The sequence below is a fragment of the Acinetobacter sp. DSM 11652 genome (genome assembly GCF_900109815.1).
In the GTDB taxonomy this organism is placed as follows: Bacteria; Pseudomonadota; Gammaproteobacteria; order Pseudomonadales; family Moraxellaceae; genus Acinetobacter.
On record NZ_FOBK01000006.1, the window covers coordinates 63,902 to 76,776 of the forward strand.

At 39.3% G+C, this 12,875-nt stretch carries 12 protein-coding genes; 10 read left to right on the plus strand and 2 right to left on the minus strand.

Translation table 11 applies throughout. The features are described from left to right. Nucleotides 1-807, plus strand: coding sequence for a hypothetical protein (locus BMW42_RS07610; RefSeq protein ID WP_092766965.1), 807 nt, complete (start codon nt 1-3; stop codon nt 805-807). Between the two features lie 148 nt (nt 808-955). Continuing rightward, nucleotides 956-1,306, plus strand: a complete 351-nt coding sequence (locus BMW42_RS07615) for a hypothetical protein (protein ID WP_092766966.1) — start codon at nt 956-958, stop codon at nt 1,304-1,306. A gap of 172 nt (nt 1,307-1,478) precedes the next feature. On the opposite strand, the gene BMW42_RS14725 is transcribed toward BMW42_RS07615, so the two are convergent. Then, nucleotides 1,479-1,625 carry a hypothetical protein gene (locus BMW42_RS14725; RefSeq protein ID WP_171260692.1) on the minus strand — a complete coding sequence of 49 codons (147 nt, stop codon included), beginning with the start codon at nt 1,623-1,625 and terminating at the stop codon, nt 1,479-1,481. Nucleotides 1,626-2,001: 376 nt separating this feature from the next. Between BMW42_RS14725 and apbC the strand changes: the two genes are divergently transcribed. The 8 genes from apbC (at nt 2,002) to BMW42_RS07655 (ending at nt 11,044) form a co-directional block, all read left to right on the plus strand. Next, the gene (apbC, locus tag BMW42_RS07625; protein WP_092766968.1) at nt 2,002-3,285 is read left to right on the plus strand and encodes an iron-sulfur cluster carrier protein ApbC; all 1,284 of its coding nucleotides are present in this window, start codon (nt 2,002-2,004) and stop codon (nt 3,283-3,285) included. A gap of 143 nt (nt 3,286-3,428) precedes the next feature. After that, nucleotides 3,429-3,584, plus strand: coding sequence for a hypothetical protein (locus tag BMW42_RS14730; RefSeq protein ID WP_171260693.1), 156 nt, complete (start codon nt 3,429-3,431; stop codon nt 3,582-3,584). 272 nt (nt 3,585-3,856) lie between these two features. Further along, a complete protein-coding gene (locus BMW42_RS07630; protein ID WP_035269555.1) occupies nt 3,857-4,450 on the plus strand; it encodes a LysE family translocator in 594 nt (197 codons plus the stop codon). A 114-nt stretch (nt 4,451-4,564) separates the two neighbouring features. Beyond that, the gene (dcd, locus tag BMW42_RS07635) at nt 4,565-5,134 is read left to right on the plus strand and encodes a dCTP deaminase (RefSeq protein WP_004694514.1); all 570 of its coding nucleotides are present in this window, start codon (nt 4,565-4,567) and stop codon (nt 5,132-5,134) included. Between the two features lie 251 nt (nt 5,135-5,385). Further along, on the plus strand, nt 5,386-6,858 hold the full coding sequence (locus BMW42_RS07640; RefSeq protein ID WP_092767028.1) for a hypothetical protein: 1,473 nt from the start codon (nt 5,386-5,388) through the stop codon (nt 6,856-6,858). A gap of 10 nt (nt 6,859-6,868) precedes the next feature. Then, nucleotides 6,869-7,558, plus strand: coding sequence for a hypothetical protein (locus BMW42_RS07645; protein WP_092766969.1), 690 nt, complete (start codon nt 6,869-6,871; stop codon nt 7,556-7,558). 25 nt (nt 7,559-7,583) lie between these two features. Beyond that, nucleotides 7,584-10,052, plus strand: a complete 2,469-nt coding sequence (locus tag BMW42_RS07650) for a DUF6160 family protein (protein WP_092766970.1) — start codon at nt 7,584-7,586, stop codon at nt 10,050-10,052. 32 nt (nt 10,053-10,084) lie between these two features. Then, a complete protein-coding gene (locus BMW42_RS07655; protein WP_228143101.1) occupies nt 10,085-11,044 on the plus strand; it encodes a DUF6160 family protein in 960 nt (319 codons plus the stop codon). A 36-nt stretch (nt 11,045-11,080) separates the two neighbouring features. On the opposite strand, the gene BMW42_RS07660 is transcribed toward BMW42_RS07655, so the two are convergent. Further along, a complete protein-coding gene (locus BMW42_RS07660; RefSeq protein WP_092766971.1) occupies nt 11,081-12,796 on the minus strand; it encodes a proline--tRNA ligase in 1,716 nt (571 codons plus the stop codon). Nucleotides 12,797-12,875: the final 79 nt, after the last annotated feature.

Sequence of the window (12,875 nt, forward strand, 5' to 3'; positions counted from 1 at the left end):
ATGTATGACGATTTTGATGATTATGAAGATGAGCAACCTGTAAAACGCATCAAATCGAATGTGCAGGGCTTACCAACTCTGGGTAAGCAAATTCTTAATCAGGCACAGGATTATCTTGATCAAATCTCACAAGGTGAACATACACTTTTAGTCAATCATTTACGTGAACTTGCCCAGCAAGATGAATATTTTAATGTACTTGCCGATCAGTTGGATCAACCTGTCGGTTCGAAAGTTGCCAATGATGCGTTAAATCTGATGCATTTTTGGCAACAAATTCATGCTTACGAAGATGTGCAAAGTTTTAACTTACTTGATGTTATTAACACTGAAGCTTTTCAAAAAGATGTGTTGACCGCTTTCGATGCTATGCAGATCGATGAGCAGAATAAAGCCTCGCGGCGACCTGTGATTGTTGAAGCCTTTAAAATGTATAAACTCGGCTGTTATGCAGGTTGTGTGCCTTTACTCTATGCACAGTTGGAAGGGCTGTTGACAGATGTACTGATTCAACAAGCATTCTTAAAACAAAACGGCACCAAGTTTGTCGATGTCTACAAAATCGTACCGGGTTTGAAAGGCAATGAAATTAAGAGCCTTTGGCATAAATCAAAGATTGCCATTGAGCTTAATCCATACTTTGCAGAACTCGCGGCTTATAAAATGGATTCAAGCTCGAATGTGACTGCGACACGTCATAATATTTTGCATGGCACGGATGTCGAGCATTTCACACAAGCACGAAGCTTTATTTTATTTATTTGGTTGTTTTCTGCATTGAACTTTATGTCGAATATTCGCTCCTAAATTCATCATTTTCAACTCAAAAGTTACAGCGTAGTGTTGTTCTACATCATCATGTGAGAAATTGTAGTGATTCGAAACATTTACGATGAGCACTGCAAATCTTCGATATAACTAAGATTCACTATCAAATCGATAAAGAGGATTGAAGATGTCGAATAATAAAATTGATGACTTAAAAAACAAAGCTTCAGAACTCGGCGATGATCTGAAATTGAAGGCGAAAGAAGCTGAGCTGAAAGGCGAGAAAGCATTGGATCAAGTGAAGCATGGTGCAGCAGAAGCCAAGCTTGAAGGTGAAAAAAAACTGAATGATCTAAAACATGACACGCAGCAAAATTCTTCTGAAGCGCATTCAACTTTAGATGATTTAAAACATAAAGCGGTAGATTTGAAAGAGCAAGCAGCAGATAAATTGCATGACCTGAAAGATCAAGCGAGTGAAAAATTTGCGGATCTTAAAGCAAAAGCATCAGAAAAAATTGATCAACTGAAAAAGTAAATTGATCAAAAAAAAGCTCATCATCAGATGAGCTTTTTTTTTAATTTTTTCTGATCCATTCGATTTTTCTAATTTCATTATTCACCACAGTAAAGGTGTAAATCAGATCATGAAATTCGTAGGTATAGCTATAAGCCGTAAAACGATTTTTTTCTTCTTTCCATTCATAATGTTATGTTGAAGTCGGCGTCTGCTTCATGTGTGAGCTTAATTTTGCATAAGAGTCACCTAAGCTGATGATTTGTCCTGAAGGAGTACGAAAACTTCGGGATTCATTAGCGGCATAGCCTAAAATTGGTAGAAGGAGCATTGCGCTCATTAAGGCACTTATTGAGCGTGTTTTTAATTTAAGTTTCAGATTTATTTGTTTTAAAGACATATCGAAGTGTTATCTTGGTTTTATATTCTTTTCAATTTTAATGTGAAAAATTCGCTATTGTGTTGGTATTTGTTGAAGGAATGAATCACTTGCAACATGAATCAAGGTGTTTAACAGTGAAATCAAGTTTATAGCCCTTATCAATGACAGCATTCGCAATACGCCAATAAAAATAATAAAAAAGCTGACTAATTCAGTTGGAATTCGACTAACATATTTCTAATCAAACGGGGATCAATATATTGTTGCTTAACCTTGTTGATATTTCTCGTTAAACTATTCCTTTATCAGTTTCTGTCCAGACTTGGAGTACGGTATGTCGTGGCTTTCTTCACTCAAATCTGTTTTTTCACCCTCAAAGGAGGTGAATGAAGAGGCTGTACAACACGTATTACAACACTACGTTTTGCCGAATTCTGACAATTTTGTGAAAGATCGAATCACACAGGTCAATGTTGAAGGTGATATACTGCAAATTACCATTAATACCGTGCCAAGTGAAAAAGATCAGTTACAGCAAATTCACGATGAACTCGCTGATGCTTTGGAAAAGTGTGGGATTAAAGAGCTGAATATGCATGTCATTCAGCAGAAAACAGGAAGTCATGCTCAACAACAAGGTGGTTGTGGGCACAACCATGCAGCAGGTGAAAGCTGTTCAAGCAAAAAAGCCGAAGCCCCAAAATCCAATCTGCCTCCTGTTGTAGATGCATCTGCAAGCCAAGATGCGGTAAAACAAGCGAATGCGAATTACCAACCTCAACAAGAAGAAGCACCGATTCAAAAAGCTGCACCACAGCAACGTGATGTACCTAAGCATCCACGTATCCAGAACGTGATTTTAGTTTCGTCAGGTAAGGGTGGTGTAGGGAAATCAACCACTACGGTCAATTTAGCTTTGGCATTACAAAAGCTCGGGCTGAAAGTAGGTGTGTTGGATGCAGATATCTATGGTCCAAGTATCCCAACGATGCTTGGCAATGCCGGTAAAACCCCAATGATCGAGGCAGAACATTTTGTACCGTTGGATGCTTTTGGTATGGCGGTGTTGTCAATTGGTCATCTGACAGGAGATCACAATACTCCTGTGGCTTGGCGTGGTCCAAAAGCAACAGGCGCATTGATGCAACTGTTCAACCAAACCCTTTGGCCTGATCTTGATGTATTAATGATCGACATGCCACCAGGAACAGGGGATATTCAATTAACTCTAGCACAACGTATTCCAGTGACCGGTGCAGTGATCGTGACGACACCACAAAATGTCGCATTGATGGATGCGACCAAAGGTATTGAATTGTTTAACCGTGTTCAAATTCCTGTGATGGGCGTGGTGGAAAATATGTCGACACATATTTGTTCAAACTGTGGCCATGAAGAGCAAATCTTTGGTACTGGTGGTGGCGATAAGTTATCGGAACAATACGATATTCCATTACTTGGACGTTTACCATTGAATGCGAAAATCCGAGAGCATGCCGATGAAGGTAAACCATCTGTATTGATTGGTGATGATGCAGCAGATAGTTATATTGAAATTGCACAGAAGATTGCAGCTGCATTGCCTAAAGCTGAAAGAGATCAAAGTCGGATTTTCTAAGTATTTGAAAAGACTCAATGTTAAATCTGTCTAAGTCTGACTTAGGCAAGTTTTTTTGTTGACCGTTCGTCGTTTTAGGATTATTTACTCTAATTTTTCTACCTGAAATATTTTGTGAAATTTCACGTTATATGGGTATAGGAATGCGTTCAATCACTGCAATGAAGATGGTTATGATTTCTCTCATTCTGTCAACGACAGCTTCTGCTGCCATTATTCCTTATGTTGATTATCCTAAAGAATTCCAAAAGAAATCTTTAAATATTCAGGTTCAAGGAGCTGAACAACAGTCAAATTAATGCTTGAACTCAGCATCACAGCGTGAATGGACTGTGATGCTGAATTTCATCGATGAAGAACGTGCTATAAGCATTTTTGCAAGAGTACATCATGTTTTTCGTTTCGATTACATTGTGTGACTTCAGAGTTATAATTTAAATGACAAAATAACCTGATGAAAAATATTACAAAAAAAATTGTGTTTCATTCTTGAGAAATTTTCACACAAATAATATTTTGCCAATTGAAATAATCCTGATTAATCTGAGCGCATTATCAGCGAGGTCATCCTATGATTTCATGGCTCTTTATTGCGTTGGTTACCACGATTTTATTTACACCCGGACCAACCAATACTTTACTTGCATCTTCAGGCATACAGGTAGGTATTAAAAAGTCATTTCGCTTAATACCCGCGGAAGCATTAGGCTATCTTATTGCCATCACTGCATGGGGATTTTTAATTGGTCGTGTCACCACTCATTTGCCAATTTTGCCAGTGATATTAAAATTATTTAGTTCATTCTATATTATCTATCTGGCCATCAAATTATGGCGCACTGCCAACGTAGAACATCAGTTGAATCAGCCCACCATCAAAGCTTCTGAATTATTCTGTGCAACTTTACTCAATCCTAAAGCTTTGCTTTTTGCCTCGGCTATTTTCCCTGCAATTGTTTGGGTGAGTGTAGATTATTATATTGCGCACATGTTGATGTTTATTTTATTGATCCTACCCATCGCTTTTATTTGGACACTCATTGGGTCGCTGTTAGCCAATAATAAAATTAAATGGTTAAACCAGTCCAATATGCAAAAAACAGCATCCTTAGTCCTGATGAGTTTCTCAATTCCAATGAGTTATTCGGCATTGTTAAGTCTTTAAGATGATTCACCGCAGCAGACTGAATAGGAATACAAATCGTGGGTTATTTCCATTGACGGGGTTTTCAGTTAAAGTACAGCGCAGTAATTGAATATGTATTCTGGGAATAAATAAATGGCAATTAAGTCTGATCGTTGGATTCGCGAAATGAGCGAAAAACACGGCATGATTGAACCGTATGCAGAAAACCAAGTTCGTTTAGACGAAAATGGTCAAAAACTCATTTCATATGGCGTTTCAAGCTATGGTTATGATGTTCGTTGTGCGCGTGAGTTCAAAGTGTTCACAAACGTTCACTCTGCTATTGTTGACCCAAAAAATTTCGATGATAAAAGTTTTATCGATATCGAAGCTGACGTGTGTATTATTCCACCTAACTCATTTGCACTTGCTCGTACAGTAGAATACTTCCGTATCCCACGTAATGTCTTGACGGTGTGTTTAGGTAAATCAACCTATGCACGTTGCGGTATTATTGTAAACGTGACGCCACTTGAGCCAGAGTGGGAAGGTCATGTGACCTTGGAATTTTCAAATACAACCAATTTACCTGCACGTATTTATGCTGGTGAAGGTGTTGCTCAAATGTTGTTCTTTGAGTCTGATGAAGTGTGCGAAACATCTTATAAAGATCGAGGTGGAAAATATCAAGGTCAAACAGGTGTAACTTTACCTAAAACCTAAGTATTGAATTGTAAGACTTCATGCAAAAAGCAAACTCAATGAGTTTGCTTTTTTTATAAGTATTTGAAAAAATGAATTTATTCATTTATCGGAAAAAATGCCAACCCAATCGCAATTTTTTGCAAATTCTACTTCATTTATATACTATAAACTGTGATGTAATCTTAATATTAAAAGAGAAGAATGGAATTCTTCTCTGAACAATTAAAAATATAAATATGGTGCAAGGCATCGTATACGGGAAGGTCGAGATGGCACTTAATTATACGAACATATTTAATCAGACTTTACTTGCAAGTTTAATGACGCTTACTACGGTTTCGGTCTATGCATTGCAGCCTCTTTCGGATGAAAATTTAAGTGCGACGACTGGTGAGGGTGTCGCCATGATTCCTCAAGATGCTTATTTTGTTTTTCAAGGGGAAAATTCAACTGCGGCAGATTTAATGAATCGCCAAAAAGATACCGGATATATTCATCTCATTCCAGTGGGTCCTTTAACGGATGCGGCATTGGATACCAATAAAAATGGAACAGTAGGGTCAGAAGATCATTCCGTGGGTAAGGCTGATTTGTTCGTGTATGGTCTCGCATTATCTAAATCTGATAATAATCACAATACGCGCTTAGCTGCGACAGACAAAGATGCACGTATAGGATCATGGGGAACAGCAACCAATCCATGGCTACTTCGAGTCGGTACTGAAAATCAGGTTCCAAATTTTGATTTAAATAAAACATGTATAAGTAATGATCCTAGCTGTCAGGTTCCATTCTTGACGCTTGAAGCTCCATTAATGGACACAGTTCGTCCTACGGATGCAGCCAATGGTCTTGATGCTTACAGATTGAAGATGGCCATGTGGGCGGATGCTTTTGTGCTTGATCCTTCTCGTAAAGAAGGGGATCCACTACTTTACCAATTGGGTGAAAAAGCAGGAACGAGTAATGCGGATCGTGCTAATCGACTTCGTTTACAGGCCATTTGGAATAATTTTTCCATTAATGGAAGTAATATAAAAATCTTTCAAACTTTAAATGGTGCAAGTAACCAAGCAGGCATGAGTGCATTTTATAACAACACCTTGGGTGTTGCTGGACTTGTGCGTTTGAACTCAGGGGATGGTCAAAATCTGACGACGGGGAATAAAACAGCCAATATTCTTAGACTGAGTACGCGTGAAACATCAGACACTCCTAATTTACAAACCCCTGCCATCAACAATACTCTGGCACCAGTATTTGATGCCAATGAGGGTATCTTTATTCAGAATTTGAATGCCAATATCGTATTGGGTTCACTCTATCAGCCTTTGATTCTAGGCTCTGATGGTAAAAACTTTAGTTTGGAACTCACGCGTATTCCAAATAAACCTGAAATTTATAAAAAAATATACACAGATTATAGCAATCCAAACTCGACAGAATATGCGGGCTCAACCTGTAACTTTTATAAATGTGGTAACAATGGTTTGAATGGCTATCAAGGGACGAATGCAACACATAGCAGTATCACTATTGGAAGTACTTCTTATAACGCTGAGAATAATACTTTAAGTGCTTATAAAGGATCAGATGCAGTAGGTATAAGTTTTGGTGCAGTCAATCCAATTCCCCAAACGCCTAATGCTGCATTGCCACCGTCAAATTTTAAAAATATGGGTTCTGCGGTCATTGATGGTGTTCTTATTCAGCATATGAAAATCACCACAAAAGGATTATAGGAGAGCATTCATGAAAAATTCATTAGTCGCTGTCCTATTCAGTGTTATAGCATCAATGACTTATGCACTTGAGCCCATGTCAGATGAAGCTTTAAAAAATGTTGAAGGACAAGCTGGAGCTGATCTCTCATTAAAACTTTCTTTAAACCAAAAGTTAGTGACTGAGAATAATGTTCAACGTTATGTGTTTGATGATGCACTGTGTAAGGATGTGGAATATTGTCGTCTCGCGCTTGCTGTCAATAATCGCTATATCAAAGATGGTCAAGCAAGTCGTACAGATGGTTTTAAATTATGGCTTGTTTTTAAAGGGATTCAGGGCACTCTAAATATTCAAAAGATTGGCTTGGATGGTGTAGATCTCAGCTATAAAAATGATTCTGGTACTGATCAGCTTAAAGCAGCGATGCAACTGAGCTTTGATGCATCTAAGCCAATTCAAATTCGTAATTTTGGTTTTGATGCTTTGGCTTTTGGTCAGGATAAATTTACCAGTAATGCCACCACTGAGGGTGTAGGAACAAGTCCTGCTGACTATGGTTACCTGCAAGTGACACGTTATGATTCATCTAATGCTCCTCGTTCTGCATATGACCATGGGCGAGAAACTGGTTTTATGGGTTTAAAAATGAATGGTAATTTAGCTGTTCAGGGTAAAGTCATGATGTTTGGTTGTGACGGCAGTCACCAGCGTTGTTGAAATTTAAGATGCATAAGGAAATGTGATGAACAATAAAAAATATAATCACAGCTCATTGCTGGTTATGAATGCATTAAGCCTGAGTATCTTGCTTGCAAGTGGTCATGCTATGGCTTTAGAAGTGATGCATGACGAAGCTTTGCGAAATGTAAATGGTCAAGATGGTGTTCATATCTCGACAACATTGACTGAAGCCAACATGGATCAGGTCTATTGGCAAGATCAAGCAGGTCGTGGCAGTAGTGGAGCAACCAATAATACATTGCAGGCAACAGCAGATAATGTCTTTATTCGAAAAAGTAATGTATCTAATCAAACACTAGGGGCAGACATTAAAATTAACGCTGGAAGCAATGCGAACCAAGCAGGGTTAGACTTCAATGCCAGTGTGACACCTGCTTTAGTGACCATGAATAATCTCAGAATTTGTGATAATGAGAGCTCAAGCCGTTGTAGTTTTTCAATGGGTCAATTGGCTTTACAAACCACTTCGAATACTGATTTATCGCTTAGAACGATTCACGGCTTATTCAGCAAAGAGAACCTTAGCGAAATCGCACTAGGGATTAAAAATGCCAATATCTATTTAGGGCAGACTGATGCACGAAATCAACTCAACCAACTTGTTTTAAACAACTTCAACTTCAACTTCAAAGCACGTGGTGCTATTTTTGTGGATGAGGTTGAGGGATTGAGAATGCAGTCGAACACACGTACAGGTTCGACAGATAACATTGCAGGTATGAGTAGTACGCCTAATGATAATTTGGGTTATGTGGATTTAAACCGTGTTGCAAATTCGGCTTCAAAAAAAGCAGGATTTATTAACACAGGAACCTATGGCAATGGTAAGTCAGGTGCAGAGGGTGAAACAACAAACTCGGGTCTAAATATCGAAGTGATGTTGAATAAGAACGTGAGTTCAAATGACCCATATGCTTTAAATAGCAATACAAATAATCCTCAAGGAGCTAAAGGACTCATCCGTGTAGGTGCCAGCGGGCGAATGGTCAATTCATCGTTGCAATTTCGTGGTACAAAAGGCAATGAAAGTGTTCTAGGAAATGCCAATAGTCCAACGGCTTCATCCAGTAATAGTGTAATTGGTGATTCTGGAATCGGGTTCCGTATGAAAGCTGACTTTACCAAAGACAATGATTCAATGCTCGGAAGTGATGGACAAGCAACGACTTTAGAAATTGGTGGGGCAGGTCTAAATGCATATGGTTTTGAGTTTAGTAACTTAACAGGGTTAAGACCAAATACTCGAGCATCTTTTGACAGTGGTAATGTGTATCTCAATTTAGCCGATACAAAAACACTGCGCTTACCTGAAAACGAAGTGTTCCAAAAAAGTCGTTTTGGTAATGGAAGTTATTTAACCTTAGCAACTGATTATCAGCACCAAATTCATAATGCAGTAACAGGTGATAATCCATACAGCTTGATTGCTGCGATTCGTGGTGCTGAATTTCAGTCTATTTCCCGCCGTGGACGTTTTACCAATAGTGCAGGAACACCAGCAGCTAACTTGTTTGCGAATACAAATGTTAAAAATGAGTGGGGTTTGGCACTGCCTTTTTATAATCTGAATGCCAATCTTGCTCTATATGGAACATCAGTTCGTGCAGATCAAGCTTTTTATTACACTTTAGCAGGCTCCGATGTTGTTAAAAACATGATTGCTACAACGGGTAATACCTCAAGAATTGGTTTGTCTTTTGCAATGAGTACCTCTGGGGTAGACCGAGCTAATGGTCAAGCGCTAGGTAATAAAACCACGTCAATTTTAGTGGTTGATGGAGGTAAGGTAGGCAGTGGAGATACGGCAACATCAACAGATTACTATATGGGTTTACGTAATATTGATCTGTACGCGAAGGGTACAGGAAATATGGGCGTAGAAAATGGTAGTGTAAATGTCAGCTTGCGCGATATGTTGATTGTTCTATCAACAGAAGTTGCTGCGGGATATCTGCCAGGTACCATTTATAAAACCTGTAAATTAAATAGTGGAGCAGCAGGATGTGCTACGCGAAGTTCATCACCAGACAACAATTTTGCTTTAGCTGATGATGTGATGTTTGTGGTGAAATCACGTCTTGGTGGTGATGTTGATTTTTCTTTAATTCCAAATAATGCTGCTGAAGATGGTCAGAGCTTAACTTTTGTAGGTGAATTAGAGCTGAAAGGTGACAATAACACCTTCCAAATTACCGATCCTCATAATGGTTCAACACTTGGTTTAGACCGTTTGACAGGTAAAATTGCATTTAATAATGCATTGGTTGTTAGTAAAGATCAAAATGGTGCGGGACAATTTGGTGTGAATGCTGCCTTGATGTTCAATCCTCAAAAGACAACTTCGGGTGTTTTTAGAGCAAGAGACATCAACTTCTATCCTCCAACTGTAGGTGCTGGCGCTCGTTTAGGCGAATTGGCTATTACTGGCGGTCGCTTGAATAGTGAATTGCGCATTACACCTCGAAATTAATAAGTAAATATGGAAAGTTGAGGGATAGACTCATGAATATGATAAAAACAAAACGATTCAGTTTGCTTATTTTGACCACTGCGGTGGGATTCCCGTGTTTTGCTATGCAACCATTAGATGATCAGTCTCTTTCATCTACTACTGGTCAAGATGGGATCAGCATTGGTATTGGAATGGATAAGATCGAGTTCACACAGGCTGCGATCATTGATCAAGACGGAATTAAAGATCCAATATTAGGAAAAAATTATTCACAAGCAGCTGGCTTAGTGGTCGCAGGTCCAACTGGTAATCCAATTCAGGTTCAATTTTTAGGGCATACCCCTGGTTCGTCTACAATCAATGCAAAAATTGATACAGACGGAGGCAATGGCACGCCATTTGCCAATATAGGTATCACTTTTGCGGAGCAAATTACAGGGTTTAAATTGAGTCCATTCGCACTTTATATCGCCAGCAGTAATCAGGTGTCTAGTGCTACACAAACTAAATCGATTTATAATGATCTGAAGCAATTGGTGCCTGGTGTCGCTAAAATTATAGAAATAGGCAGTGCTGATAGAAACTTTGAAATTACATTAAATCAATCCCAACGTCCTCAGATCAATGTTCAATTAGGCAATGTGCCACAAGGCTACATGGTCCAGTTTGGAGGCGCAATTCAATCAATCTGTGGCACAGGCTCAGGCTGTCCTATTGCATTCGTATCTGGTAATTCTTCTGCAAAATTCGATTTTCAGGCTAAAGCTACTGATCAAAACAATGGCTTTTCATTATCTGGTTTCCATGCAGGTGTTGCACCTTTAGGTATCTACATCGGAAATACAGGACAATCTAGTAAAATGAATGTTGGTCTCAACAATGTGATCTTGGGACGTGAGGGGGCGAGTAGTCCGACGGTCTTTAATGGTTTAGCGAATGGCTCAATGGGGAGCTTTGGGGCTATTGGTACATCTGTGAAAGATTTGAAAGTGAATATCAACGGTCTATAAAAAATCCCGCGAATAGCGGGATTTTTTATGCTCAAATTATTGGGCGATTTTAGCGAGTATTTCTTCTTTACTCAGGTTGCTTGATTCAGTATCAGAACGACCTTTGTACTCAAAAGTACCAGCATCTAAACCTTTTTCACCGATAACAATACGGTGCGGAATACCTGTAATTTCGATATCGGAGAATTTAACGCCTGGTCGTTCTTCACGGTCATCTAAAAGCACGTCATAACCAGCAGCTTGAAGTTCTGTATAAAGTGCTTCAGCAGCCTCTACAGTACGAGGTGATTTATGAGCATTCATCGGAACGATTGCGACATGGAAAGGTGCAATAGCAGCAGGCCAAATAATTCCTTTTTCATCGTAATTTTGTTCAATGGCAGCCGCGACTACGCGAGTCACCCCAATTCCATAACAACCCATTGTTACAGTGAATGGTTTACCATCCTTACCTAATACTTTGCAGCCCAGAGCTTCAGAGTATTTTTGACCTAATTGGAAAATATGACCAACTTCAATACCACGTTTAATTTGAAGTACACCTTTACCATCTGGAGATGGATCACCCTCAACAACATTGCGAAGATCATAAACTTCAGTGAATTGAGCATCACGCTCCCAGTTCACACCCGTCGCATGTTTGTTTGCTTCGTTTGCACCTGCAACAAAATCAGACAAAACTGATGCTGCTCGGTCAACGATGACATTAATCCCTTTTTCGACTAAACCTTGAGGACCAACAAAACCAGCGGTTAAGCCTAAAGCACTCAGTTGTTCTTCAGTTGCAAATGCAAGTGGTGATGCAATCAGCGGATGTTTCTCAGCTTTGATTTCGTTTAGCTCATGGTCACCACGAAGGAACAGTGCTACGACAGGCGCAGTTTTAGCTTCTTCAGCGACTCCTTGTACCAACAAAGCTTTGACAGACTGTTTTGCATCAGTGCCTAAGAAAGCAGATACATCAGCTATAGTCTTTTGATTTGGAGTTTCAACAATTTTTAATTCTTGAGTTGGTGCAGCACGTTCACCTACAAGAATCGCTTCAGCCATTTCAATATTGGCTGCATAATCTGATTCAGTTGAGAATGCAATATCGTCTTCACCGCTTGATGCCAATACATGGAATTCATGCGAACCTGAACCGCCAATTGAACCTGTATCCGCCTGAACTGGACGGAAGTCTAAACCTAAACGAGTAAAAATACGGCAATAGGCATCGTACATCGTGTCGTAAGTTTCTTGTAATGAAGCTTGATCTGCATGGAATGAGTAAGCATCTTTCATCACGAATTCACGAGAGCGCATAACGCCAAAACGAGGACGAACTTCATCACGGAATTTAGTTTGCACTTGGTAGAAATTAGCGGGTAATTGTTTATAACTTTTGAGTTCGTTACGCGCTAAATCAGTAATGACTTCTTCATGTGTAGGGCCGAGAACAAAAGGGTTGTTGTGACGGTCATTAAAGCGTAAAAGTTCTGGACCATATTGCACATAGCGACCAGATTCTTCCCATAGACTTGCTGGTTGGGTCACAGGCATCAATACTTGTAGTGAACCAGCACGGTCCATTTCTTCGCGAACAATCGCTTCGACTTTATTTAACACACGTACGCCCATTGGCAACCAAGAATATAATCCTGAAGCCAATTTACGAATCATACCCGCACGAAGCATCAGCTGATGAGAGATTACTTCAGCATCACTTGGGGTTTCTCTTAACGTTGCAAATAAAAAGCGACTCGCGCGCATGGAATTTGTCCTAATAATGAGCGTTAAAGCATAAGATTATACGATAAAAAATGAGGTGAGCATTTTGAATGACACCTCA

What these genes read in the sequence shown, in the direction of transcription:
- dcd (WP_004694514.1), top strand. Translation starts at nt 4,565, where the DNA reads ATGGCAATTAAGTCTGATCGTTGGATTCGCGAAATGAGCGAAAAACAC.
- BMW42_RS14725 (WP_171260692.1), bottom strand. Translation starts at nt 1,625, where the DNA reads ATGAGCGCAATGCTCCTTCTACCAATTTTAGGCTATGCCGCTAATGAA.
- BMW42_RS07650 (WP_092766970.1), top strand. Translation starts at nt 7,584, where the DNA reads ATGAACAATAAAAAATATAATCACAGCTCATTGCTGGTTATGAATGCA.
- BMW42_RS07645 (WP_092766969.1), top strand. Translation starts at nt 6,869, where the DNA reads ATGAAAAATTCATTAGTCGCTGTCCTATTCAGTGTTATAGCATCAATG.
- BMW42_RS07640 (WP_092767028.1), top strand. Translation starts at nt 5,386, where the DNA reads ATGGCACTTAATTATACGAACATATTTAATCAGACTTTACTTGCAAGT.
- BMW42_RS07655 (WP_228143101.1), top strand. Translation starts at nt 10,085, where the DNA reads ATGAATATGATAAAAACAAAACGATTCAGTTTGCTTATTTTGACCACT.
- BMW42_RS07630 (WP_035269555.1), top strand. Translation starts at nt 3,857, where the DNA reads ATGATTTCATGGCTCTTTATTGCGTTGGTTACCACGATTTTATTTACA.
- BMW42_RS14730 (WP_171260693.1), top strand. Translation starts at nt 3,429, where the DNA reads ATGCGTTCAATCACTGCAATGAAGATGGTTATGATTTCTCTCATTCTG.
- BMW42_RS07660 (WP_092766971.1), bottom strand. Translation starts at nt 12,796, where the DNA reads ATGCGCGCGAGTCGCTTTTTATTTGCAACGTTAAGAGAAACCCCAAGT.
- apbC (WP_092766968.1), top strand. Translation starts at nt 2,002, where the DNA reads ATGTCGTGGCTTTCTTCACTCAAATCTGTTTTTTCACCCTCAAAGGAG.
- BMW42_RS07610 (WP_092766965.1), top strand. Translation starts at nt 1, where the DNA reads ATGTATGACGATTTTGATGATTATGAAGATGAGCAACCTGTAAAACGC.
- BMW42_RS07615 (WP_092766966.1), top strand. Translation starts at nt 956, where the DNA reads ATGTCGAATAATAAAATTGATGACTTAAAAAACAAAGCTTCAGAACTC.